Here is a 24129-nt window from a genome sequence, read left to right as displayed (position 1 = left end):
TATGGCGTTCACCCCCTCCAACCTGCCGGATCTGCTGGATCACGGGTTCGATACCGTGATCGATGTGCGCAGCCCGGCGGAATATGCCGAGGATCATGTGCCCGGCGCGATCAACCTGCCGGTTCTCGATGATGACGAGCGCGCGCGCGTGGGCACCATCTACAAACAGGTGAGCCCCTTCGATGCGCGCAAGATCGGCGCGGCTCTGGTGTTCCGCAATGCAGCGCATCACGTCGAAACCGCGCTGTCGCACCATGATGGCGCGTGGCGTCCGCTGGTCTATTGCTGGCGCGGCGGGCAGCGGTCCGGATCGTTTGCGTGGCTGCTGGCGGAAATCGGCTGGCGGTCCGAGGTCATTCGGGGCGGATACAAGACATATCGGCGGCTGGTGGCGGACATGCTGCACCGCGAGGCGTTGCCGTTCCGCTTCGTGCAGCTGGGCGGCTATACCGGCACTGCCAAGACCGAGCTCTTGCCATATCTTGCGCAGCGGGGTGTGCAGGTGATCGATCTGGAAGGGCTTGCCAATCATCGCGGGTCCTTGCTGGGCAGCATGGGGGGGCAGCCCGCGCAGAAAGGGTTCGAAAGCGCCGTGGCCCGGCAGCTTTGCCGGCTCGATCCGGCGCGCCCCGTTCTGGTCGAGGCGGAAAGCAGCAAGATCGGCGATCTCCTGATCCCGCCGAGCCTTTGGCAGGGGATGAAAAAGGCCCCGTGGATCGAAGTGTCCGCCCCCATCGTCGCGCGGACCGAGTACCTTGTGCGCGCTTATGATGACATCCTGTCGGACAGCGCGGCGCTTCATGCCAAGCTGGCCCCGTTGAAAGCCCATCGCGGTGAGGCATTGGTGGCGCAGTGGATCGCGCTAAGCGCTGCGGGGGATATGCGGGCACTCACGCGCTCGTTGATGGAGGATCACTACGATCCGGCCTATGCAAAGTCGATGAAGGCGATGTCGCCAAAGGTGATCGGACGCGTCGAAACAGAGGGCCTGTCGCCCGGCGATCTCGAAACGGTCGCCGCAGAAATCGAAGCGGCGCTTCAGCTGATGGAGACCTGACCCGGCGAGCCGCTGTGCAGGTAGCCGATCCGGGTCGCATCGGGATAGCCCGCATCGCGCAAATTGGCGAGTGTCTCGTCCGCCCTTGCCTCGGGAACCGCCGCAACAAGCCCGCCGCCGGTTTGTGGATCGAACAGCAGCCGGGTTTTCGGGGTATCCGGAATATTTGAAAATCCGGCGCGATTGTTCGTATAGAGCGACGAGTGTTCGCCGCGTCCGGACAGGTCCAGCGCGCCGGTCAGCAGCGGGATCGCATCGAGCGTCAACCGTGCGGACAGGCCCGAGGCGGTACAGATGTTCTGCACGTGGCCCGCCAGGCCGAAGCCGGTGACATCCGTCATTGCCTCTGCGGTCTCGCGCAGGATATGCGAGGCCGCCATTTGGCCCTGCTGCATCGCCTCCAGCGCTGCGGCCACATGGGCGCCGCGCGCGGTGCCGGACATCGCCGCGGCCATCAGGACGCCGGTGCCGATCGGTTTTGTCAGGATCAGCGCTGCCGCGTCTTTCGCGCCGCCCAGGGTGATCGGATCGCGCGTACACAGCCCCGTGACGGCAAGGCCGATGGTCAGCTCATCACCGATGCTGCTATGCCCGCCAACAATCGCCGCACCGGCCTCGCGCAGAACCTGGTCGGCCGCTGTCAGGATTTCGGTCATGCTGCGTTGCCCCAAGCGGTCGGACAGGCGGGGCAGGGTGATCGACAGGGTTGCCGCCTGCGGATCGGCGCCCATTGCCCAGACATCCCCCAGCGCATGATGCGCCGCGATGCGCGCCATGACGGCGGGATCGGCCCAGAAGCTGCGCAGATGATCCGTGGTGAAGACCTGGCGCGCGCCGCCGGTGGTCAAGACCGCCGCGTCATCGCCGGGCAGGGAGACGATGTCCCCCCGGTGTGATGGCGGCAGCGTCGACACGGCCTGTGCCAGTGCATCGCGCCCCAGCTTCGCGCCGCAGCCACCGCAAAGCGGTTTCGGACCGAGTGCCGCCGTACTGCCCTTGGCGCGCGGGTAGGGCAAGGGCGGCGTTTGCATCCTGGGCAGGGTGTCGAACCGCGCCATGAATTTGCGGTCGATGCTGTCTTTCCAGCGCCAGACCCAGGGACCGGCAAAATTGACCCCGAACCGGTCGCCAAGGGCCGATTTTTCACCAAGCGAGATAAGCTTCAGGTAATCCTTTTGCGGTTTATAGGATTTCAGCGCACCAGAGGACAACGCGGAAGTCAGGTTATGAAAGAGCACAGGCGCCTGGCGCACGGCATAAACGCCTGCCTTGGGGCGCGGCGCATGGGCCATATATGCGCAGTCGCCGACAGCGAAGATGCGCTTGTCGCTCGTTCGCAGCTTTTCGTTGACGACCAGGAACCCGTCATGGGTTTCAAGACCGGACTCGGCAAGCCATGGATAAGGCCGGGCCCCTGCGGTCCCGGTGATAAAGTCGGCCTGGATGCTGCGGGCGCCGTCCAGATGGACGGTGTTTTCGCTTAGATGGGTGACCCGGACGTTTTCGTGCAGGACAACCTCAAGGGATCTCATCGCGTCGCGCAGGCGCTGCGCGCTTTTGGCGGGCAGGGTCGACAGGATCGTGGAATTGTCGATCAGATGGATCGTCGCCGGGCGGCCGCGCAGGGCATGTGCCATCGCCATGGCAAGCTCTGATCCGGCGACACCGCCGCCGATCACCGCCACGCGTGTCGGGCCGCTCGCGGCGCGGAACGCCTCCCAGCGGGCGGCGAAGGGGCCAAGTGGCTTGGCGGGAACGGCATATTCGGCAAAGCCGGGAAGGCTCGGCATGTCGGAGGTAATGCCGATATCGACCGAACAGCTGTCAAAGCCCACCGCCGGATGGGTGTCGATCCGGACAGATCCGCTGGCAGGGTCGATCCCTGTCGCGGCCCCGATGATGAGCCGGGCGTTCGCGGCCCCTGTCAGCCGGACCAGGTCGATATCCAGCTGATCGCGGCTGTAATGCCCGGCGACGAACCCCGGCAGCATGCCGGAATAAGGCGCGGTCGGGCCGGGGTTGATCAATGTCAGACGCGCTCCGGGCAGGGGCCTCATCGCCCATTGGCGCAGGACCAGCGCATGTGTGTGGCCGCCGCCGATCAGAACGAGGTCTTGCGAAAGCGGCAGGGTCGGTTGGTGCATGGGTCTGTCCTTTGTCTTTGCGCGCGACCTATCACGGTGTGGCGGCGGCGCCCATGCGACGGTGGGTCAAGTTTCGACACCTATTCGTGGGTGAGGGGCTTTTCATTGCCCGACCTTTCGGTGAATGTCGGAACCAAGCGGCGCAAAACATTGGGGGGAATGATGGCAAACACCGTGAAAGACTTGCTGGGAGGGCATGATCCGGAGTCCGTGGCAATCGGCGCACCGGGGCGCGACTGGCTGAGCTATGGCGCGCTTCGCGCGCTGTCGGAACAGGTCGGCGCGGATTTGCGCAGCCTGGGGATTGGCGCTTCGGACCGGGTTGCGATTGTCCTGCCCAACGGTCCCGAGATGGCGACGGCCTTTGTCACCATTGCGCAGGCGGCGACCACCGCACCGCTGAACCCGGCGTATCGGGAGGATGAATACCGGTACTATCTCGAAGACCTCGGGGCCAAGGCCGTCGTGCTTGCCGAGGACGAGGACGGGCCGGCGCTTGTCGCGGCGCGAGCGCTCGGGTTGACGGTGTTGCGCGCGGCCGTGTCCGACGGCGCACCGGCCGGAATGTTTGCCCTGCGCGCCGATGGCGCGGGCGGCGACCCCAAGTCCGGGGACATGCCGGGCGAGGGGTCCGTGGCGCTGATCCTGCATACCTCGGGCACCACCTCGCGGCCCAAGATCGTACCGTTGTTGCAATCGAATGTGGCCGCGTCGGCGCGGAATATCGCGGCGTCGCTTGATCTGGCCTCGGACGACCGCTGCCTGAACGTGATGCCTCTGTTCCATATCCATGGGCTGCTGGCCGCCGTGTCGGCCTCATTGTCGGTCGGCGCATCGATCTGGTGCGCGCCGGGGTTCGACGCGCTGCGGTTCTTCGGCTGGATGCGGGAGGCAAAGCCAACCTGGTACACTGCCGTGCCAACCATGCACCAGGCGATCCTGAGCCGGGCCAAGCGCAACGCGGATGTGATCGAAGAAGTACCGCTCAGGTTCCTGCGGTCGTCTTCGGCGTCCTTGCCAGGGCAAGTGATGGAAGCGCTGCGCGAGACGTTCAATGCCCCGGTGATCGAAGCTTATGGCATGACAGAAGCGGCGCATCAGATGTGCTGCAACCCCTTCGACCGGCAAAAGCCGGGCGCGGTGGGTGTGGCCGCTGGCCCCGAGGTGCGCGTGGCAGACGAGGTCGAGAATGGTCTGATCGACGGCACCGGCGAGGTGGTGATTTCGGGTCCCAACGTGACGCCGGGCTATGAAAGCAACCCCGAGGCCAATGCCAAGAGCTTCTTCGAGGCGGATGGCAAACGCTGGTTCCGCACCGGCGACCAGGGCGCATTCGACGCCGACGGCTTTTTGCATCTGACCGGGCGATTGAAGGAGATCATCAATCGCGGCGGCGAAAAGGTCTCGCCGCTTGAAGTGGATGGCGTCTTGCTGGACCATCCGGGCGTCGCGCAGGTGGTGACCTTCGCGCTGCCGCATCCCAAGCTGGGAGAAGAGGTGGCCGCGGCGGTCGTGCTGGTCGAGGGATCGGAGGCGACCGAGCGCGAGATCCGTGATTTTGCCGCCGGGCGCATGGCCGATTTCAAGGTGCCGCGCAAGGTGATCCTTCTTGACGAGATCCCCAAAGGGGCAACGGGCAAGATGCAGCGCATCGGCCTGGCACAGAAGCTGGGGCTGGTGGAATCGGCCTGAGCAAGAGATGTGACGATGCGCCGGCTGGCCCCTGTCGGAGCCTCCGGCGGGAGTTTTTTCCGGCAAGATGAAGGAGGAGCGGTTCGCCATAGACCAGCGGATCGTTTCGGGGAGAGCGATGAAGATTTGCGTATTCGGAGCGGGCGCCATTGGCGGCTACATGGGAGTAAAGCTGGCGCAGGCGGGGGCGGATGTGAGCCTTGTGGCGCGCGGGCCGCACCTGGCGGCGATGCAGGCGAATGGGCTGACGCTGATCGAGGAAGAGAACGAGGCGGCCGTTAAGGTTAATGCCTCTGAAGATCCGGCGGCGCTGGGCGTGCAGGATTATGTGATCGTGACCTTGAAGGCGCATTCGGTGCCGCCCATTGTCGACAAGATGCAGCCACTGATCGGGCCGAACACCACGATCGTCTCCGGTGTGAACGGGGTGCCGTGGTGGTATTTCCACAAGATCGGCGGCGCGCATGAGGGCACGCGGCTTGCCTCTGTGGACCCGGGCAATGCGCAATGGGACGGCTTCGGGCCGGACCGGGTGCTGGGATGTGTTGTCTATCCGGCCGCAGAGGTGACCCGTCCCGGCGTGGTCAAGCATATCGAGGGCAACCGCTTTTCGTTGGGCGAACCGGACGGGTCGAAATCGGAGCGCGCCACGGCGCTGTCGAAGGCGCTGTCCTCGGCGGGGCTGAAGGCGCCGGTGCGGCCACGGTTGCGGGACGAGATCTGGGTGAAGCTTTGGGGCAACCTGTCGTTCAACCCGATCTCGGCGCTGACCCATGCGACGCTGGATGTGCTGTGCACCGACGCGGGCACGCGGGGCGTGGCCAGGGGCATGATGCTCGAGGCGCAGGAGATCGCCGAGGCGCTTGGGGTGAAATTCCCGATTGACGTGGAGCGGCGCATCGACGGCGGGGCGGCTGTTGGCGCGCATCGTACGTCGATGTTGCAGGATCTGGACCAGGGCCGTCCGATGGAGATCGACGCGCTGGTCGGATCGGTGCAGGAGCTGGGCCGCGTGGTGGGTGTGCCAACACCGACGATCGACACGGTGCTGGCGCTGGTGCAGCTTCGTGGGCGGACCGCCGGGCTTTATTCGTAGGCGGCGGTCACTATCACTTCGACCTTGAGCTCGGGGCGGGCCAGTTTGGCCTCGCCGCAGGCGCGGGCGGGGGCATGACCTTCGGGGACCCAGGTATCCCAGACCGCGTTCATCTCGGCGAAATCCGCCATGTCGGCGACCCAGATGATGGCTTGCAGGATCTGCGCGCGCGACGATCCGGCCTTTTCGAGCAGCGCATCGACGCGGGCGAGGCAATCCTGCGTCTGTTCGGTCACGCTGTCGCCTGCGCCGACCTGACCGCACAGATAGACGGTGCCATTGTGTTTGACGATCTTGCTCATCCGTTGCCCGGTTTCCAATCGCTCGATCATGTGGTGTCTCCTTGTTCGTGTTCGCGCTGACACTTGCTGGTGGTGCGTGGATTGTCCAGCGCGGTCAGGTCAGATGCAGGGCGTAATGCGATATCGGACGGGCGCGCCAACTGGCGGCTCCGGGTGCTGCCGGAGATCGTGCGGGAGCATCCCGGGCAGGGTGTGGAGGGCGCTGTCCCCGGGCTGTGGTTCGGGGGCGCTGCCCCCGTCGCCCCCCGGGCGACTCCCCCGGAGTTTTTCGGGCAAGATGAAGCTGCGGACCGTGTCATCACGCGAACGAGCATCATCGGGCCGGGCTGGACAGGCCGGTGCCGCCCCGTGACGTGACGCGAGAGGACGGGGGCGATCACCTTTGCCGTCGGGCTGGAGCGGCGGCGGGTGATCGATGTCTGCCGTGTTGCCGCGTCGGTGCTGCTTGGCAGGTCAGCTTGCCGCGGGCGGCGAATGTGGGTTTCATGACGGCCAAGCGCATTATCGGGCCGGGGCAGATTTTTCATGGATTCTTCATCCGCGACGTGTGTTTATGGACGCAGAAAAACGGGGGGATTTGGCAATGAAAAAAATTGGTTTCATGAAGCTGGCCGGCACGACCGCCGTGGCGGCGATGCTTGCCACCGGGGCATTTGCCCAGGATGTGACTTTGCGCATGCACCAGTTCCTGCCAGCGCAGGCCAATGTGCCCAAGAACGTGTTGGTGCCCTGGGCCGAACGGGTCATGGCGGCGTCTGATGGGCGGATCGAGATCCAGCATTTCCCGTCGATGCAGCTGGGCGGTACGCCGCCGCAGTTAATTGACCAGGCGATTGACGGTGTGGCCGATATCATCTGGACCGTTGCCGGCTATACGCCGGGTCGCTTCCCGCGCGCCGAGGTGTTCGAGCTGCCTTTCCTGATGTCGGATGCCGGGGATATGTCCGCAGCCTTTTGGGACCTGGCCGAGGAACGGATGATGGATCAGGACTTTGCCGATTTCAAAGTGCTGGGCGTTTGGGTGCATGGTCCCGGCGTGATCCATTCGACCGATCCCGTGTTGGAGCCATCGGATCTGAACGGGATGAAGCTGCGCGCGCCGACACGGGCGACAACCAAGCTGTTGTCGGATCTCGGGGCCACCACCGTGGGTATGCCGGTACCCGCTATCCCCGAGTCGCTGTCCAAGGGGGTTGTCGATGGCGCCGTGATCCCTTGGGAGGTGACCGGCGCGCTCAAGGTGGCGGAGCTGGTGCAGAACCACACCGAGTTCGAGGGGAACGCGCTTTATACCACCAGTTTCATCCTTGCGATGAACAAGGATGCTTACGAGGCCTTGCCGGATGACCTGAAAGACGTGATTGACTCGCAGTCCGGTGCGGAGTTCAGCCGCATGGCGGGTGCGCAGATGCAGGCCGATGACGGCCCGGCCCGCGACGCAGCGCTGGATGCGGGCAACAGGATCATCACCATCAGTGCCCAGGAGGCCGCCGGATGGCAGGAAGCCGCCGCAGTGACCAGGGATGACTGGATCGCGGAGATGGATGAAAAGGGTCTGGACGGTGCTGCGCTTGTCGAGCGGGCAAACGCGCTGCTTGAAAAGCACAGCACGCAGTAGGAAGCGCCGCGCGACCCGGGGGCCGGCTCCGGATGGCGCGGGTGGCACGCAGGACGACAAGGGGCGGGCGGCATGACCACGGCGATTGAACGCCTTGCAAGATCCATGGCGGTGCTGGGGGGCGGTGTCTTGAGCCTCCTTGTTTTGCTGACCTGCGTGTCTGTCCTGGGCCGCGGGCTCAACAGCATCGGCCATTCCAACTGGCTTGCGGCGATTTCCGCGCGGGCGGGTGATGTGCTGATCAGCACCGGCGTCGGGCCGGTCACCGGTGATTTCGAGGTGGTCGAAGCCGGGATTGCCTTTGCGATCTTCGCCTTCCTGCCGGTCTGCCAGCTTTATGCGGGCCATGCGACGGTGGATATCTTCACCTCCGGCCTGTCGGAGCGGCTGAACCGCTGGCTAGTGGCATTCTGGGAGGTGGTGCTGACGGCAGCCATCGTGGTGATCACCTGGCGGCTGGGCGTGGGCATGATGGACAAGATCAGCAATGGCGAGACAACGTTCCTGCTGCAATTCCCGATCTGGTGGGCCTATGCAGCAAGCCTTGTCGCAGCCGTCGTGGCCTCTCTGACGGCGGTATATTGCGCCGTTGGTCGCGTGCTGAGGGCCGCGACGGGGCGCGATATCCTGCCCGCCAGCGGGGCGGAGGGAGCATGAGCCCTCTGGAGCTGGGCCTCTGGTCTTTCCCGGTGCTTCTGGTGCTGATATTCCTGCGTGCCCCGATCGGGCTGGCCATGTTGCTGTGCGGGATCGGCGGGCTTTGGCTGTCGCTGGGCAGCCCGGACGTGGTTTTGGCCAAGCTCAAGTCGGAAACCTATTCGACCTTTTCAAGCTATTCGCTGTCGATCATCCCGATGTTCTTGTTGATGGGCCAGTTTGCCACGCTGTCCGGCCTGTCATCGGCCTTGTTCAAGGCGGCCGAGTCCTGGCTTGGCCACCGCAAGGGGGGTGTTGCCATGGCGGCGGTCGGGGCATGCGCCGGCTTTGGCGCAATCTGCGGGTCGTCGCTGGCCACTGCCGCCACGATGAGCCGCGTGGCGCTGCCCGAGTTGCGCCGCAACGGGTATTCCGGCGGTTTTTCGACGGCGACCCTGGCCGCGGGGGGCACCCTGGGTATTTTGATCCCGCCATCGGTGATCCTGGTCATCTACGCGATCCTGACCGAGCAGAATATCGCCAAGCTGTTCCTTGCGGCCTTTGTCCCGGGGCTGTTGGCTGCGCTCGGATACATGATCGCGATCTCGATCTATGTGCGGCGGCATCCGGAGGCGGCGGGAATGCGCGCGCCGGTGCCCTATGCAGAGCGTTGGCGGGCCTTGCTTGACGTGTGGCCGGTGCTCGTGGTCTTTGCGCTGGTCGTCGGGGGGATTTACCTTGGCTGGTTCACGCCGACCGAAGGCGCGGCGGTTGGCGCGGCGGGCACCGGGCTGATCGCGCTGGTGTCGGGCAGCCTGTCCTGGGCGGTGTTCAAGCAGAGCATCATCCAGACGGCGGTGAGCACCGCGATGATCTTTTTCATCGTGCTGGGGGCGTCTTTTTACAATGGCTTTCTCGCGTTGAGCCAGGTGCCGCAGGAACTGTCGAACTGGGTTGTGGACATGGGGTTGAGCCCGTTCATGGTTCTGTCCTTGATCCTGCTCTTCTACCTTGTCTTCGGGTGTTTGATGGACAGCCTGTCGATGATCCTTTTGACCATCCCGATCTTCTTCCCGGTGATATCGGTGATGGATTTCGGCTTTGTCGATCTGGCGGCGATGCAGGCGGATGCCGCGCGCGAGGCGCTGGCGGCCGGGGCGGTCAACGGCATGGGGCAAGAGATGCTGGCCTCGATCGAGGCGGCGCTGGCGACCGGTGCAGAGCTGACCCGCGAGCAGATGCAGGCGCTTGATATTCGTGTGACACAGGGAATGGCAAACCGGATCGAAGCGGAATGGGTGGCAATCTGGTTTGGTATCCTTGTCCTGATCGTGGTCGAGGTCGGGCTGATCACGCCGCCGGTGGGGATGAATTTGTTCATCATCAATTCGATGGATCGCGACACGCCGATGATGGAGACCTACAAGGCAGTGATCTGGTTCGTGACCTCGGATATCCTGCGGGTGATCCTGCTGGTGATGTTCCCGGCGATCACGCTGTTCTGGCTTTACTGATCCTTCATCGCGCTGCGATATTGCAACTGTGCACAGGCGCACAGCGGGTTTTCACGTCTTCGGTGCAATTGAGGCGTGTCAAACTGAACTGTTCGGTTTAGTTGACGCGCATCAGGCGTGGAACGTCCCGTGACAAAGGTCGTTTCCCTGCCAATGTGACAGAGACCGGGAGTTTCGCCATGCGCCGCCTATTGTTTTGCCTCTTGCTGCTGGTCGGCCCGACGATGGGGGCGGCGCAGGACATGCGGCTGGCCAAGATCATCAATGTGACGGCGGTCGATGGTGCCATGACACGGCAATTTTTCGGGCATGTCGTCGCCAAGGAAACGGTTGACCTGGCCTTCCAGGTGGGAGGGCAAATCGTCAAGTTGCCCCTCATTGAAGGCAACCGGATCAACGAGGATTCCGTGATTGCGCAGCTTGATCTTGAACCCTTTCAGCTGGCGCTGGATCAGGCGCGGGTGCAGCGAAACCAGGCGGAGCGGACGCTGGAGCGACTGCAGAAACTGCAAGGAAGCACGGTGAGCCAGGTTTCAGTGGATGATGCCCAGACCTCGCTTGAATTGGCGGAAATCTCGGTGCGGAATGCGGAACGCGAATTGAAGAACGCGACCTTGCTGGCGCCGTTCGACGCGCTTGTGGCGTCGCGCAACGTGGCCAACTTTTCGACCATATCGGCCGGAACGCCGGTGGCGCGGTTGCACAACATGTCGGAGCTGCGCATTGACATCGAAGTGCCGGAAATCCTGTTTCAAAGAGCGGGCACCGATCCGGGGGTCGACCTTTGGGCAAAGTTTCCCACCGGTGACGAGCGCTACCCGGTGACGCCGCGCGAATTCAACGCGGAGACCTCGCAGGTTGGCCAGACCTACCAGATCACCCTGGGCATGGAGCCACCCGAGGGCAAGAGGATCCTGCCGGGATCGTCGGTGACGGTCTATGCGACACTGGACGCCGGCACGCAGGATATTCGCATCCCGGCATCGGCGGTCGGCACGATGAATGATGGCGCACCCACGGTGTTGGTATTCACACCCGTTGGTGCAGAAGAAGGCACTGTCGCGCGCAGGCGCGTGACCGTCGAGCCGACGATCCGGGGTGAGGTGCGCGTGATCGCGGGGCTGGAGCCGGGCGAGGAAATCGTCGCCAGCGGGGCGAGCCAATTGGCAGACGGGGACCGCGTCAGACGGTTCACCGGATTCCCGAACTGAGTGCTGCGCCATGAATATTGCAAAAGCCTCCATTGATCGCCCGATCCTCACGTGGCTGATCATGCTTGCGGCCCTGCTTGGCGGTATCTGGGGGTTCTTCACCCTTGGCCGATTGGAAGATCCGGCCTTCACCATCAAGACAGCGGTCGTGGTCACCGAATACCCCGGTGCCAGCGCCGCGCAGGTGGCGCGCGAGGTGTCGGAGCCGTTGGAATCCGAGATCCAGAAGATGTCGGAGATGAAAGAGGTGCGCTCTGTCAACCGACCCGGGCAATCACGGATCACCGTGGACATGAAGGATCAGTACGACGGCGAGGAATTGCCCGAGATCTGGACCAAGCTGCGCAACAGGGTCAGTTCGGTACGCTTGCCGGCCGGGGTCGGGACGCCTTTCGTGAATGAAGGGTTCGGGGATGTCTACGGCATTTATTATGCCGTCACGGCCCCCGGGTTTTCCGATGCCGAGATCAACAACCTTGCCACCTTTCTGCGACGTGAATTGCTGACTGTCGATGGCGTCGCCGATGTAAGCCTGTCCGGCGTGCCGAACGAGGTCATCTATGTCGAGCCTGACTTGGCCTTGACCACCAATCTGAATGTGCCGCCATCGGCCATTCAGGGCGCGCTGGCGACAGCCAATTCCGTGGTCGATGGCGGATCGATTCAGGACGAGGATGGCAGAACCCTCATACAAGGCCCGGACGGGTATGACACGGTACAGGAGATTGCCGGCCTCACGGTGGGGGTCGGCGGCGAGCTTTTGAACCTGTTCGACTTTTCCGAGGTACGGCGGGCGCGTGAGGAAACGCCCGACATGCTGATCCGGCACAACAGGGTCGAGGCCTTCACGGTGGGTGTGGCCGGCATCGGGACCGAGAACATCGTCGATGTGGGCAAGCGCGCGGACGCCAAGCTGGACGAGCTGGCGCCACAAATCCCTGTCGGCGTGGAGTTGCAGCCGGTCTACCAGCAGCATGTCGTGGTGGAAGAGGCCTCGAACGCCTTCCTGGTCAACCTCGCCATGTCGGTGTCAATCGTGGTGGTCGTGCTGGCCGTGTTCATGGGCTGGCGCGCGGCCATCGTCGTCGGGGTGACGCTGCTTCTCACCGTGGTGGGCACGCTGTTCTTCATGTCGGTCTTTTCCATCGAGATGGAGCGCATTTCGCTGGGCGCATTGATCATCGCGATGGGGATGCTGGTGGACAACGCCATCGTGGTCGCCGAAGGCATGCAGATCGCCATGCGACGCGGCAAGGACAGCCGGGCGGCAGCGGATGAGGCCGCCAGCAAGACGCAGATTCCGCTCCTGGGCGCGACGGTGATCGGGATCATGGCGTTTGCCGGAATCGGTCTCAGCCCGGACGCGACGGGAGAATTCCTGTTCTCGCTGTTCGCGGTCATCGGGATTTCGCTGCTGTTGTCATGGGTGCTCGCGCTGACGGCGACGCCGCTTCTGGGGCATTACTTTTTCAAGCGGGCCAGTGGCGACGCGGAGGATGCCTATGGAGGAGTGTTTTTCAGGCTCTATGCCGGCACCCTGCGCGCAGCGCTCCGGGTCTGGTGGTTGGTGATTGCCGCCCTGGTTGCGATCACCGTGGTCTGCTTCATGTTGTTCGGCCAGATCAAGCAGCAGTTTTTCCCGGACAGCAACACGCCGCTGTTCTTTGTTCATTACAAGTTGGACCAGGGCGCGTCGATTCAAGAGACCTCGGGCGATATCGGGGTGTTGGAAGACTGGCTGGCCGGGCAGGAGGACGTGGTGTCCGCGACTGCCTTTGTCGGGCAGGGGGCGGACCGGTTCATGCTGACCTACCAGGCGGAAGATCCGAACCCGAGCTACGGCCATATCATCGTCAGAACGGACACGATCGAAGAGATTCCGCCGTTGATTTCCGATCTCGAGGCGTTTGCCGCGCGGGCCGTGCCGCAGGGGGAATTCCGCGCCAAGCGGCTGGCCTTTGGCCCCGGTGGCGGCGACCCGATCCAGGCGCGGTTTTCCGGCTCGGACCCGGACATGCTGCGCGATCTGGCGGATGAGGCTATGGCGCGCTTGACCGAGGCGTCGGACAATATCGTGACGCCACGCATCGACTGGCGCGAACAGGAACTGATCCTGAAACCGGTTTACGCCACGGACCGCGCGCAGGAGGCCGGGATCACCCGCGACGACATCACGTCGATCCTGCGCTTTGCGACCACGGGTATCGATGCCGGCGTGTACCGCGAAGGCGACAGGCAGATCCCCATCGTGCTGCGCGCCAAACCCGAGGATAACCTCGCTCTGACGGATCACATGGTCTATTCGCAGAACGCGCAAAGCTTCGTGCCGCTGGAACAGGTGACAGACGGTCTGACCTTCGAGGCGCAGAACACGTTGTTGAAGCGGCGCGACCGGCTGCTGACGATCACCGTGGGCGCCGATATCGTCAAGGGCCTCACGGCGGCGCAGGTGCAGGCCGAGGTGACCCAGACGATCGAGGACATGGAGCTGCCGTCCGGCTACAAGATGGAATGGGGCGGCGAGCTTGAAAGCTCCTCGCAAGCGCAGGAAAGCCTTGGGCGGCAATTGCCGATGAGCCTGATCATCATGATCGTGATCTCGGTGCTGCTGTTCAACGCGCTCAGGCAACCCCTGATCATCTGGCTGCTGGTGCCGATGTCGGTGAACGGGGTCAGCCTTGCGCTCTTGGGGACCGGGTTCCCGTTTACCTTTACCGCGCTTCTAGGTCTGTTGTCGCTCTCGGGGATGTTGATCAAGAACGGGATCGTTCTGGTGGAAGAGATTGACCTGGTGCGCGCCGAAAGGCCGGGGCAGACATTGAAGGAGTCGATTGTCGAGGCATCGACATCGCGTTTGCGGCCGGTGATCCTTGCCGCCGCGACAACGATCCTCGGCATGACGCCGCTGATCTGGGATGCGTTTTTCCGGTCGATGGCGGTCACCATCATGGGCGGTCTGGCCTTTGCCTCGATCCTGACTTTGGTGGCCGCACCGGTGTTTTACTATGCGTTCTTCATGCACAGTGCGGCACCATCACGGCAGGAGGCGGCATGACGGGGTTTGCGAAGACTTGAATTCATCATGATAAATTGCTTGCATGGCGCGACTGCCCGTTTCGGGGCAGGCATATCCGGGCCTATCGCGCATGACAGCCGTCACCCCACCTGAAAGCTCCGCCCGTCGGCCCCGCCGGTCGCGCCCCGTTCGCGTGGCCGAGGCGATCAAGGATTGGGTGGTCGAACAAGGGCTGAGGCCCGGCGATCGGCTGCCCGGTGAAGCGGAGTTGATCGCGCGGTTCCAGATGTCCAAGGGCACGATCCGTGAGGCGATGCGCATCCTTCAGGCGCAGGGCCTGGTCGAGACCAAGACCGGCCCGGGTGGTGGCAGTTTCGTCGGCGAGGTGTCACGCGAGCGGGCACACGCGCTTTTGGCGAACTACTTCTATTTCCAGAACCTCACCATCGCGGATGTCTATGCCCTGCGCCTGTCGCTGGAGCCGGAACTGGCGGCCTCCTTGGCGGGCCGGTTGACGGAGGCGCAGCTCGCCGAGCTGGACGAGATCATGAAGGCCTACGCGGTGCCTGCCGAGGATTCCGAGGGCGAGCGCGCGCAGCATGTGGCCTCGCTGCGGTTTCATGCGCGTTTGTCGGATTTCGGCGACAACGCGCTGCTGGGGTTCTTCATTGGCTTCATGGCGCAGATCCTCACCGACCTGACGGTCTACAAGCGCCTGTACGCGGCGCCCAACCATGACCTGTGGCGACGCGGCCGCGACCATCAACTGCAGCTCATCGCGGCGCTGCGATCGGGCGATGCCGCCGCCGCGCGACAGGTGATGGAGAGCCATATGAAAATGGCACGCGACCTGATGGAGGATCAGGAAGCCGAGGTCATGAAACGGTTTATCGCGGAGTGACGGGGCGGTCGGTGGATTGGAACGGCAGGCTGCGCTGCGGATCGTCAAGCGTGGGCACATGGCCGAGCCAATCCGCGTAGAGCCCGGATGTGGCCCGCGCATGCAATGCGCGCAGATCGGTCAACGGCGTTTCGGAATAGTCCACACGCAGTGTCATCGGCGGATCTGAGCGGCGGACGATCAAGAGCGCCGCTGACAACAGCCCCCGGCTGTCCCCGCCAGCACGTGACGCCGCGTCGAGCGCCTCCAGCAGGCGTGTGTCGAGCGGACCCGTTGCGGCAAGAAATCCGTCGAGGCAGGCATCCAGAACCGAGCCCGAGGTCAGAAGATTGCCGGTGACCACCACATGCGGAGCGGTCCGGGCGTCAGCGACGGCAATGCTGTTGCTGCCGGTGAAATGCCCGGTTTGCCCTGCCGGATCAAGCGCGGCCAATTGACGTTCGGCGCGGCCCGCATCGGCGGATGTGACCTGGGCCACGGCCGCCGCCGCGTCGGTCCCGCCACGCATGAGGGTCAGAACGTCGGTGCCCCAAAAGGTACTGGGCAGCGATCCTTGCGAGGCCGACAGTCCCGATTCGGCATCGCCGCGCAGGACCCAACCGCCAACACACAGGCTTCCGGTGGTCGCGGCACCGCCATAAGCGCCCTTTTTTTCATCGAAAGCCAGTATGGAAATGGTCATCTGCAATCCTGTTATCACCGGACTTGAATTTATCATGAAAATTTGGCCTGATGCAATTTATCATGATAAATAAGAGTCGATATCTCAGGAGAGGACGTCACCCATGCCGCTATTTCACCTCACCCGCCGCAGCCTGCTGGCCGCCGGCACCGCGCTTGCGCTGAGCTTCGGGGCAAGCGATCCGGCCTTTGCACAAACTCCCCCCGGCGTCTTGATCGTCGGCCAGATCGCCGAGCCCAAGGCGCTCGATCCCGCGGCGGTGACTGCCGTAAACGATTTCCGCATCCTGATGAATGTCTATGACGGGCTGGTGCGGTACCGCGATGGCACGCTCGAAGTGGAGCCTGCGCTGGCCAGCGACTGGGAGATCAGCGAGGATGGCACCGAATATACCTTCACGCTGCGCGAGGGGGTTCAGTTCCACGATGGCAGCGATTTCAATGCCGAGGCCGTAAAGTTCAATTTCGAACGGATGCTGAACGAGGACCACCCCTATCACGACACGGGTCCTTTCCCGTTGGCGTTCTTTTTCTCTGCCATCGAAACCGTGGACGCAGTGGATGACCTGACGGTGAAATTCACGCTGAACGCGCCATATGCCCCATTCCTGTCGAACCTCGCCTATCCCACGGGCCTGATCGTGTCGCCTGCCGCCGTCGCACGGCACGGCGCGGAATTCGGTCGCAACCCGTCGGGGACTGGCGCCTTCACTTTCGCGGAATGGCGATCGAACGAGGCGGTCGTGGTCGAAGCGAACCCCGATTACTGGGATGGCGTGCCCGAGTTGGAGGCGGTTGTCTTCCGCCCGATCACCGATGCCAATACCCGAACGGCGGAAATGCTGGCGGGGGGAATCGACCTTATGGTCGAAGTGCCGCCCGTGGCGCTGTCGGAGTTCCAGGGCGACAGCTACACCGTGCATGAGCAGGCCGGGCCGCATGTCTGGTTCCTGATCCTGAACGCCAAGGAAGGCCCTTTCGCCGACAAGCGGGTCCGCCAGGCGGCGAATTACGCGGTCAACAAGACGGCGTTGGTCGAAGAGGTGCTGGAAGGCACCGCGGAAGTGGCCGCAGGTCCGACACCGCCGGCCTTTGCCTGGGCCTATAACGAGGAGCTGGAGCCCTATCCCTACGATCCCGACCGCGCCCGCGAACTGATCGCCGAGGCCGGGGCCGAGGGCGCGGAACTGACCTTTTTCGTGACCGAAGGCGGGTCGGGGATGCTGGATCCGGTGGCAATGGGCACCGCCATCCAGGCCGATCTGGAGGCGGTCGGTTTCGATGTGAGCATCGAGACCTACGAGTGGAACACCTTTCTGGGCGAGGTGAACCCCGGTCTGGAGGGCAAGGCCGACATGGCCGAGATGGCGTGGATGACGAACGATCCCGACACGCTGCCCTTCCTTGCGCTGCGCACCGAGGCGTGGCCCGATGCCGGTGGCTTCAACTCGGGCTATTATTCCAACCCCGAGGTGGATGCGCTCTTGGAGGCGGCGCGGGTGGCGACCGACCAGGAAGAGCGTGCGCGGCTTTACAAGCAGATGCAGACCATCGTGCAGGAAGACGCGCCCTGGGTCTTCGTCGCCAACTGGAAGCAGAACGCAGTGACCAATGACGCGGTCGAGAATTTCTCGCTCCAGCCGTCCTTCTTTCTTTTGCTGGATGACGTGGTGAAGAACTGAGCCTCGGACGGGCGGGGCCCGTCCGACCGGCGGGGGGCCAGCCCCCCGCACCCCCCGGAGTTTTTCCGGCAAGATGAAGGACCCCTGCGTGACCGGCTACATCCTGAAGCGTTTGCTGTCCGCGATCCCGGTGCTGCTGGGCATTACCGTGATCGTCTTCCTGATCATGGCGCTGATCCCTGGTGACCCGGCGATGGCGATCCTTGGCAGTTACGCGACACCGGAGAATGTCGAGAAGCTCAACCGGGATCTGGGATTGGACAAGACGCTTGTTGAGCAGTATTTCATCTGGTTGGGTAACATGTTGAGCGGGGATTTCGGCACGAGTTTCGCGCTTAACCGGCCGGTGCTCGATGAGGTGCTCGAGCGGTTCAACGCGACCCTGGTTCTGGCCGGGACGGCCTTTGTGCTGTGTTCGATCCTCGGCATCATCGCCGGGGTGATTTCGGCGGCGAACCAGTATGGCCTGGCGGACCGCGCGATCACCTTCGTGGTGTTGCTCGGGATTTCGATTCCGTCGTTTTTCCTGGGGATGATGATGATCCTGTTCTTTGCGGTGACCCTGCGCTGGTTCCCGGTGTCGGGCATGTGGCCGATCTATGGCGCGCGGGATATCTGGGCGCTGATCTCGCATCTGGCGATGCCGGCGGCGGCGCTGGCGGTGGTGGCGACGGGGGTGATCGCGCGGCTGTCACGATCGGCCATGCTCGAGGTGTTGCGGCAGGATTTCATCCGCACCGCGCGCGCCAAGGGCGTGCATGAGCGCGGCGTGATCTGGCGCCATGCGCTGCGGGCGGCGATGGTGTCGATCATCCCGGTTCTGGGAATCCAGGCCGGTTTCGTGCTGTCCGGCGCGGTCTATATCGAGATCGTCTTCCAGTGGCCTGGCATCGGGCGGATGCTGGTCGATGCCATCCTGACGCGCGATCTGCTTCTGGTGCAGGGCGGCGTGGTGTTCGTGGCCGCCTGCTACGTGCTGTTCAACATCGCGGTGGATGTGGCGCAAAGCCTGCTTGACCCGAGGATCAAGACATGAGGGCGTTTCTTGTCCTGCTGGCGCGCAACCGGCTGGCGCTCGCGGGGGGCGTCGTGATGTCTTTGGTGCTGCTGCTGGTGCTGCTGACGCCGATCCTGCCTTTGGCCGATCCGGATGTCACCAATACGAGCAACCGGTTCCAGCCGATCTTTTCCGACGGCGCGCTCTTGGGGACCGATCACCTGGGGCGCGATCTGCTGTCACGGCTGATGTGGGGAACGCGCTTGTCCTTGGCCGTCGGGTTCGCGGCGGCGATCGTGGCGGCAACGCTGGGGGCGGCCATCGGGATCATCGCGGGGTTTTACGGCGGGCGGACCGACAACATCATCATGCGCGGCGTCGATATGCTGATGGCGTTTCCCTATATCCTGCTGGCGCTGGCGATTGTCGCGGCTTTGGGGCCGGGGCTGTTCAACGCGCTGATCGCGGTGGCGGCGGTCAACGTGCCGTTCTTCGCGCGCAACATCCGGGGCATCACGGTGGGCATCGCGCATAAGGAGTTTGTCGATGCGGCGCGGTTGGCGGGCCTGTCGAACACGCGGATCATCCTGTCCGAGATCCTGCCCAACGTGATCCCGGTGATCGTGATCGCCATGTCCACCACCATCGGCTGGATGATCCTCGAGACCGCCGGTCTTTCGTTTCTTGGCCTTGGGAGCCAGCCGCCGCAGGCCGATCTGGGCTCGATGCTGGGCGAGGCGCGGTCGGCGTTGATTACCAATCCGCATACCTCGATCGTGCCGGGAATGATGATCCTGATCATCGTCATGTCGATCAACCTGCTGGGTGACGGGGTGCGCGATGCGCTGGACCCGCGGCTGAAGTCCGGGGCACTGTCGCGGCCGATGGCAACGACGAAGGTGGATCGAAAGGGCGCGGTGCCTGAACCCACCGGCAAGGGGCTGCTGGAGGTGCAAGGGCTGGAGACGCAGTTTCATGTCAAGGATCGCGTCTACCGCGCCGTGGGCGGTGTCGATCTGCATGTGGAAAAGGGCGAATGCCTGGGCATCATTGGCGAGAGCGGATCGGGCAAATCCGTCACCGCGCTGTCGCTGATGGGACTGGTGGCCTCTCCGCCGGGGGTAATCACCGGCGGGGCGGTGCATTACGACGGCGAAGACCTGATCGGGGCACCCTACCGGCGGCTGCGGGACATGCGGGGGCGCAATGTGGCTTATATCTTCCAGGATCCGCTGGCGACCTTGCATCCGCTTTACCGCGTCGGCGACCAGTTGATCGAGGCGATCCGGTCGCATCGTCCCATCGGCAAGGCCGAGGGGCAGGCCAAGGCGGTCGAGCTGTTGCGCGCGGTGCGGATCCCCAATGCCGAAAAGCGCGTGTCGGATTATCCGCACGAGATGTCGGGCGGCATGCGGCAGCGCGTGGGCATCGCGATGGCGCTGGCCAACGATCCGGACATCATCATCGCGGACGAGCCGACGACGGCGCTCGACGTGACGGTGCAGGCGCAGGTTCTGACGATCCTCGACGATCTGCGCCGCTCGCGCGGGCTGGCGATTGTCTTCATCACGCATGATTTCGGTGTTGTGGCGCAGCTTTGTGACCGGGTGGCGGTGATGTATGCCGGCCGTGTCGTCGAGGAAGGCAGCACGAAAGACATCCTGCAGGCGCCGCGCCATCCCTACACCGCGCGGCTGATGGCCTGTGTTCCCGAGTTGGGCGGCGGCAAGCGGCGGCTGGAGGCCATCACGGGACTGCCGCCCGCGGTGGACAGGCTGCCCGAGGGTTGCGCCTTTGCGGATCGCTGCCTCAAGGTGCAAACGGAGTGCCGGCGCGGGAAGATCCCGCTGGACTGGCAGGGCGACCGCAAGGTGCGGTGTCTTTATCCCGAACAGGGCACGCGCGAGGCGGCAGAATGACACATGCGCTCAGATTGATGGACGTCTCGAAGACCTTCCCGGTGGGACGGAGCCTGTTGGGCCGGGCCAAGGGGTCGGTCAAGGCGGTGCATCCGGTCACGCTTGACGTCCAGCAGAACGAGACACTGGGCATCGTGGGCGAATCCGGTTGCGGGAAATCGACCCTCGCGCGGATGCTGGTGGGGCTGCTGGAGCCAACCACAGGCACCATCGAGATCGACGGAGAGGCGCTGGATACGGCGGACCCGGCGCTTTTTGGTCGGAAGATCCAATACGTATTCCAGGACCCGATCTCTTCGCTCAACCCGCGCAAGACGATCCGGCAGGTGATGGAGGCGCCGCTCAAGCATCTTTATGGCATGGACGCGACCGAACGGCAGGCGCGGATTGCCGAGATTTTCGACAGCGTGAACCTGCGCGAGGAATTCCTTGATCGTTATCCGCACGAGTTTTCCGGCGGGCAGGCGCAGCGCATCGGCATTGCGCGCGCGCTGGCGGCCAAGGCGCGCATCCTGATCCTCGATGAGCCGGTATCGGCGCTGGATGTGTCGGTACAGGCGCAGGTGCTGAATCTGCTGGCGGACCTGAAGCGCGAGTTTGACCTGACCTATCTCTTCATCAGCCACGACCTTGCCGTGGTCGAAGCGGTGAGTGACCGGATTGCCGTGCTCTATTTCGGGTCGGTGGTCGAAATCGGTCGGGCCGAGGACATCTTTGCAACGCCGCGTCACCCTTATACGCGGCTGCTGGCGCAAAGCGCGCCGGTGGTGGGACGCCCCCTGACCGAACCCGAGGCCAAGGGCATGGAACTGCCCGACCCGCTGAACCCGCCACCTGGTTGCGCCTTTGCGGCCCGTTGCCCGCGCGCACAGGCCCGTTGTTCGGCCGAGACTCCGCATTTGTCCCGGCAGGGCGAAACCACCGAAGTGGCGTGCTTTTTCCCCTTGGATGAATAGGGGGGTGGTGCGTGTCGTCCCGGAGGTGGCTTGACAAAAAGATGGCTATGGTCGCGTGACGGCAACCGCGTGCGACCCACTCTGACTGGCAGATACCCGGAGCGCGCCCCGGGCGAGTTACCCGTATCGCGCCACCGGTGTGCCGGCGATGGCGGCCATGTTCAGCAACCCTCGCGCGGTGATGCCTTGTGTGACAACATGTGCCCGGTTGCCCATTCCCATCAGGATCGGCCCCACCTCAAGGCCCCCGGCGCGCATCTTGAGGATGTTGCGCGTGGCCGAGGCTGCGTCGGCATGGCCGAAAATCAGCACGTTGGCCGGCCCTTGCATGCGATTTGCCGGCAGGATGCGGGCGCGCAATTCGGGGTCCAGCGCCGCGTCCACGTTCATTTCACCTTCGTAGCAGAAATCGCGTGGCTCCGCATCCAGCAGCGCGATCGCGTCGCGCAATCGCTTTCCGGAACCTTCCTGCTGGTTGCCGAACTGTGATTGCGAGCAGAACGCGATATTTGGAGTCAGGCCAAAACGGCGGACATGGCGGGCTGCACCAATCGCGGTGCGGGCCAGCTCTTCGGGTGTGGGCAGGGACCGCACATGGGTGTCCGCAATAAACAGCGGCCCGTCTTCGAGGATCATCATGCTGAGCGCGCCATGCGCCGTCTGTGTTTCGGAGCCAAGCACTTGCTCGACATAGCCGAGATGCCACCGGAATTCGCCGAAGGTGCCGCAGATCAGGCTGTCTGCCTCGCCGCGATTCACCATCACCGCACCGATCGCGGTGGTATTTGTGCGCATGATCGCGCGGGCCAGATCGGGGGTTACGCCGCGCCGCGCCATGATCCGGTGGTAGGTTTCCCAGTAATCGCGGTAGCGCGGATCGCTTTCCGGGTTCACCAGCGTGAAATCGCGCTCGGGGCGGATTTCCAACCCCAATCGCTCGCAGCGCCGCGCGATGACCTCTGGGCGGCCAATGAGGATCGGCGTCTCTGTCGTTTCCTCCAGGATCGCCTGTGCCGCGCGGAGCACGCGCTCGTCCTCGCCCTCGGCAAAGACAATCCGTCGTGCCGCGGTGCCGGCCGCTTCGAAGACCGGGCGCATGAGCAGGGCGGATTTGTAGACGCTTGCATCCAGATGCGCCTTGTAGGCGTCCACATCCTCCAGCGGTCGCATCGCGACGCCCGATTCCATTGCCGCTTGCGCCACGGCGGTGGAAACGACACCCGACAGGCGGGGGTCAAACGGTTTCGGGATCAGGTAGTCCGGCCCGAAGGTAAGCTGTTCGCCGCGATAGGCGGCGGCGGCTTCGGCGCTGGTGGTTGCGCGTGCCAGTTTGGCAATGCCCTCGACGCAGGCCACCTGCATCGCATCGTTGATCTCGGTCGCGCCGACGTCGAGCGCCCCGCGGAAGATGAACGGAAAGCACAGCACGTTATTGACCTGGTTGGGAAAATCGCTGCGCCCCGTGGCCATGATCGCGTCAGGAGCGACCTCGCGCACCTGGTCTGGAAGGATTTCGGGAGTCGGATTGGCCAGGGCAAAGACGATGGGATGGTCGGCCATTTTGGCCACCATTTCGGGTTTGAGCACTTTTGGTCCGCTCAGCCCGAGAAACAGGTCCGCATCGTGGATCACATCATCCAGCGACCGCAGGTCGCTGTTTTGCGCAAAGGCCGCCTTTTGCGGGTTCATGTCTTCGGTCCGGCCCTCATAGACCAGTCCGTGAATGTCGCAGAGCCAGATGTTTTCGCGCTTCACCCCCAGCTTGAGCAGCATGTTGAGACAGGCAATGCCCGCCGCGCCGCCGCCCGTTGAGACGATCTTGATATCCTCGAATGTCTTGCCGGCGACATGCAGCGCGTTGGTTGCCGCCGCGCCGACAACAATCGCCGTGCCGTGCTGGTCGTCGTGGAACACGGGGATATTCATCCGCTCGCGGCACAGCTTTTCGACGATAAAACAATCGGGCGCCTTGATGTCTTCAAGGTTGATGGCGCCAAAGGTCGGCTCCAGCGCGCAGACGATATCGGCCAGCTTTTCGGGATCGCTCTCGTTCACCTCGATATCGAAACAGTCGATATTGGCGAATTTCTTGAACAGGACCGCCTTGCCCTCCATCACCGGCTTTGAAGCCAGCGCGCCGATATCGCCCAAGCCCAGAACCGCCGTGCCATTGCTCACCACCCCGACGAGATTGCCCTTGGCGGTATAGCGCGCGGCATTGGTTTCATCCGCTTGGATCTCGGTGCAGGCTTCGGCCACGCCGGGGCTGTAGGCGCGGGCCAGATCGCGCCCATTGGCCAGCGGTTTTGTGGCGCGGATTTCGAGTTTTCCGGGTTTTGGGTGTTCGTGGTAGAACAACGCCGCCTGACGCAGTGACTCGTTGCTGTTGTCGGACATGTTGTTTCCTCCCCCGTTCGCTCTGGTTCAGGCGTAAACCAGTTGCGCGCCAAGAGGAAGGACGTTCCGGCGGCGCCAATTCGATAAGGTTACTTCAGATATTCTTGAAGATGGGCGATCCGTCGCTGTGCCTGACGATAGGTGAGGCTGGCATCGAATGCCTCGTCCGCGCGGGCTGTCAGCTCGCGCAGTTTGACGGCCTGTTCCTCGGTCATTCTCTGTTCGGGGTCGGGGCCCAATCCGACGGCCGGATCAAGCGATATACTGTTTTGCATTGGCATGGCGGTCTCCTGTTTTCGGGACGGGAACG

18 protein-coding genes are annotated in these 24129 nt (G+C 63.7%); 13 read left to right on the top strand and 5 right to left on the bottom strand.

What is annotated here, in order from left to right; translation table 11 throughout:
• Position 1 precedes the first annotated feature (1 nt).
• Positions 2 to 1057 carry a tRNA 2-selenouridine(34) synthase MnmH gene (mnmH, locus tag LCF59_RS11895; RefSeq protein WP_292287778.1) on the top strand — a complete coding sequence of 352 codons (1056 nt, stop codon included), beginning with the start codon at positions 2 to 4 and terminating at the stop codon, positions 1055 to 1057.
• Here the strand turns inward: mnmH and selD are convergent.
• Entirely contained in the window at positions 1039 to 3201 is a 2163-nt protein-coding gene (selD, locus tag LCF59_RS11890; protein WP_292287776.1) for a selenide, water dikinase SelD, read from the bottom strand. The genes mnmH and selD overlap by 19 nt on opposite strands.
• Before the next feature lie 162 nt (positions 3202 to 3363).
• Here selD and LCF59_RS11885 point away from each other — a divergent pair, with 162 nt between their 5' ends.
• Together LCF59_RS11885 and LCF59_RS11880 are read left to right on the top strand one after the other, a co-directional pair.
• Positions 3364 to 4893, top strand: coding sequence for an acyl--CoA ligase (locus LCF59_RS11885; RefSeq protein ID WP_367273394.1), 1530 nt, complete (start codon positions 3364 to 3366; stop codon positions 4891 to 4893).
• Positions 4894 to 5011: 118 nt separating this feature from the next.
• Complete coding sequence (locus LCF59_RS11880; RefSeq protein ID WP_292287772.1) at positions 5012 to 5989, top strand: 2-dehydropantoate 2-reductase; 978 nt, start codon at positions 5012 to 5014, stop codon at positions 5987 to 5989.
• Here LCF59_RS11880 and LCF59_RS11875 read toward each other — a convergent pair.
• Positions 5980 to 6321, bottom strand: coding sequence for a RidA family protein (locus LCF59_RS11875; RefSeq protein ID WP_292287771.1), 342 nt, complete (start codon positions 6319 to 6321; stop codon positions 5980 to 5982). The two genes, LCF59_RS11880 and LCF59_RS11875, sit on opposite strands and share 10 nt — an antisense overlap.
• A 553-nt stretch (positions 6322 to 6874) precedes the next feature.
• Here LCF59_RS11875 and LCF59_RS11870 point away from each other — a divergent pair.
• From LCF59_RS11870 to LCF59_RS11845, 6 genes are all read left to right on the top strand, one after another.
• Positions 6875 to 7909, top strand: a complete 1035-nt coding sequence (locus LCF59_RS11870; protein WP_292287769.1) for a TRAP transporter substrate-binding protein — start codon at positions 6875 to 6877, stop codon at positions 7907 to 7909.
• A 72-nt stretch (positions 7910 to 7981) separates the two neighbouring features.
• Positions 7982 to 8566 (top strand): TRAP transporter small permease, encoded by a 585-nt coding sequence (locus LCF59_RS11865; protein ID WP_292287767.1) that lies wholly within the window; start codon positions 7982 to 7984, stop codon positions 8564 to 8566.
• Positions 8563 to 10059, top strand: a complete 1497-nt coding sequence (locus tag LCF59_RS11860; protein WP_292287765.1) for a TRAP transporter large permease — start codon at positions 8563 to 8565, stop codon at positions 10057 to 10059. The genes LCF59_RS11865 and LCF59_RS11860 overlap by 4 nt, the downstream gene beginning before the upstream one ends.
• A gap of 179 nt (positions 10060 to 10238) precedes the next feature.
• On the top strand, positions 10239 to 11270 hold the full coding sequence (locus LCF59_RS11855; protein ID WP_292287763.1) for an efflux RND transporter periplasmic adaptor subunit: 1032 nt from the start codon (positions 10239 to 10241) through the stop codon (positions 11268 to 11270).
• A gap of 10 nt (positions 11271 to 11280) precedes the next feature.
• Positions 11281 to 14325, top strand: coding sequence for an efflux RND transporter permease subunit (locus tag LCF59_RS11850; protein ID WP_292287761.1), 3045 nt, complete (start codon positions 11281 to 11283; stop codon positions 14323 to 14325).
• A gap of 91 nt (positions 14326 to 14416) precedes the next feature.
• Entirely contained in the window at positions 14417 to 15187 is a 771-nt protein-coding gene (locus LCF59_RS11845; RefSeq protein ID WP_292287759.1) for a FadR/GntR family transcriptional regulator, read from the top strand.
• On the opposite strand, the gene LCF59_RS11840 is transcribed toward LCF59_RS11845, so the two are convergent.
• On the bottom strand, positions 15174 to 15869 hold the full coding sequence (locus tag LCF59_RS11840) for a DUF1028 domain-containing protein (RefSeq protein ID WP_292287758.1): 696 nt from the start codon (positions 15867 to 15869) through the stop codon (positions 15174 to 15176). The genes LCF59_RS11845 and LCF59_RS11840 overlap by 14 nt on opposite strands.
• Positions 15870 to 15972: 103 nt before the next feature.
• On the opposite strand from LCF59_RS11840, the gene LCF59_RS11835 reads away from it, so the two are divergent.
• From LCF59_RS11835 to LCF59_RS11820, 4 genes are all read left to right on the top strand, one after another.
• Positions 15973 to 17550, top strand: coding sequence for an ABC transporter substrate-binding protein (locus tag LCF59_RS11835; protein ID WP_292287756.1), 1578 nt, complete (start codon positions 15973 to 15975; stop codon positions 17548 to 17550).
• An 88-nt stretch (positions 17551 to 17638) separates the two neighbouring features.
• The gene (locus tag LCF59_RS11830; protein WP_292287753.1) at positions 17639 to 18586 is read left to right on the top strand and encodes an ABC transporter permease; all 948 of its coding nucleotides are present in this window, start codon (positions 17639 to 17641) and stop codon (positions 18584 to 18586) included.
• On the top strand, positions 18583 to 20466 hold the full coding sequence (locus LCF59_RS11825; protein WP_292287751.1) for a dipeptide/oligopeptide/nickel ABC transporter permease/ATP-binding protein: 1884 nt from the start codon (positions 18583 to 18585) through the stop codon (positions 20464 to 20466). The genes LCF59_RS11830 and LCF59_RS11825 overlap by 4 nt, the downstream gene beginning before the upstream one ends.
• On the top strand, positions 20463 to 21422 hold the full coding sequence (locus tag LCF59_RS11820; RefSeq protein ID WP_292287749.1) for an ABC transporter ATP-binding protein: 960 nt from the start codon (positions 20463 to 20465) through the stop codon (positions 21420 to 21422). The genes LCF59_RS11825 and LCF59_RS11820 overlap by 4 nt, the downstream gene beginning before the upstream one ends.
• 117 nt (positions 21423 to 21539) lie before the next feature.
• On the opposite strand, the gene LCF59_RS11815 is transcribed toward LCF59_RS11820, so the two are convergent.
• The gene (locus tag LCF59_RS11815; RefSeq protein WP_292287747.1) at positions 21540 to 23819 is read right to left on the bottom strand and encodes an NADP-dependent malic enzyme; all 2280 of its coding nucleotides are present in this window, start codon (positions 23817 to 23819) and stop codon (positions 21540 to 21542) included.
• A gap of 89 nt (positions 23820 to 23908) precedes the next feature.
• Positions 23909 to 24100, bottom strand: coding sequence for a DUF3072 domain-containing protein (locus LCF59_RS11810; RefSeq protein ID WP_292287745.1), 192 nt, complete (start codon positions 24098 to 24100; stop codon positions 23909 to 23911).
• Between the last annotated feature and the right edge of the window lie 29 nt (positions 24101 to 24129).

The sequence above is a fragment of the Marivita sp. genome (assembly GCF_020055675.1).
Classification (GTDB): domain Bacteria; phylum Pseudomonadota; class Alphaproteobacteria; order Rhodobacterales; family Rhodobacteraceae; genus Marivita.
This window is presented reverse-complemented; position numbering and strand designations above follow the sequence as displayed.

What these genes read in the sequence shown, in the direction of transcription:
- LCF59_RS11840 (WP_292287758.1), bottom strand. Translation starts at nt 15,869, where the DNA reads ATGACCATTTCCATACTGGCTTTCGATGAAAAAAAGGGCGCTTATGGC.
- LCF59_RS11880 (WP_292287772.1), top strand. Translation starts at nt 5,012, where the DNA reads ATGAAGATTTGCGTATTCGGAGCGGGCGCCATTGGCGGCTACATGGGA.
- LCF59_RS11835 (WP_292287756.1), top strand. Translation starts at nt 15,973, where the DNA reads ATGCCGCTATTTCACCTCACCCGCCGCAGCCTGCTGGCCGCCGGCACC.
- LCF59_RS11845 (WP_292287759.1), top strand. Translation starts at nt 14,417, where the DNA reads ATGACAGCCGTCACCCCACCTGAAAGCTCCGCCCGTCGGCCCCGCCGG.
- LCF59_RS11865 (WP_292287767.1), top strand. Translation starts at nt 7,982, where the DNA reads ATGACCACGGCGATTGAACGCCTTGCAAGATCCATGGCGGTGCTGGGG.
- LCF59_RS11875 (WP_292287771.1), bottom strand. Translation starts at nt 6,321, where the DNA reads ATGATCGAGCGATTGGAAACCGGGCAACGGATGAGCAAGATCGTCAAA.
- LCF59_RS11820 (WP_292287749.1), top strand. Translation starts at nt 20,463, where the DNA reads ATGACACATGCGCTCAGATTGATGGACGTCTCGAAGACCTTCCCGGTG.
- LCF59_RS11850 (WP_292287761.1), top strand. Translation starts at nt 11,281, where the DNA reads ATGAATATTGCAAAAGCCTCCATTGATCGCCCGATCCTCACGTGGCTG.
- selD (WP_292287776.1), bottom strand. Translation starts at nt 3,201, where the DNA reads ATGCACCAACCGACCCTGCCGCTTTCGCAAGACCTCGTTCTGATCGGC.
- LCF59_RS11860 (WP_292287765.1), top strand. Translation starts at nt 8,563, where the DNA reads ATGAGCCCTCTGGAGCTGGGCCTCTGGTCTTTCCCGGTGCTTCTGGTG.
- LCF59_RS11825 (WP_292287751.1), top strand. Translation starts at nt 18,583, where the DNA reads ATGAGGGCGTTTCTTGTCCTGCTGGCGCGCAACCGGCTGGCGCTCGCG.
- LCF59_RS11870 (WP_292287769.1), top strand. Translation starts at nt 6,875, where the DNA reads ATGAAAAAAATTGGTTTCATGAAGCTGGCCGGCACGACCGCCGTGGCG.
- LCF59_RS11885 (WP_367273394.1), top strand. Translation starts at nt 3,364, where the DNA reads ATGGCAAACACCGTGAAAGACTTGCTGGGAGGGCATGATCCGGAGTCC.
- LCF59_RS11815 (WP_292287747.1), bottom strand. Translation starts at nt 23,819, where the DNA reads ATGTCCGACAACAGCAACGAGTCACTGCGTCAGGCGGCGTTGTTCTAC.
- LCF59_RS11855 (WP_292287763.1), top strand. Translation starts at nt 10,239, where the DNA reads ATGCGCCGCCTATTGTTTTGCCTCTTGCTGCTGGTCGGCCCGACGATG.
- LCF59_RS11810 (WP_292287745.1), bottom strand. Translation starts at nt 24,100, where the DNA reads ATGCCAATGCAAAACAGTATATCGCTTGATCCGGCCGTCGGATTGGGC.
- mnmH (WP_292287778.1), top strand. Translation starts at nt 2, where the DNA reads ATGGCGTTCACCCCCTCCAACCTGCCGGATCTGCTGGATCACGGGTTC.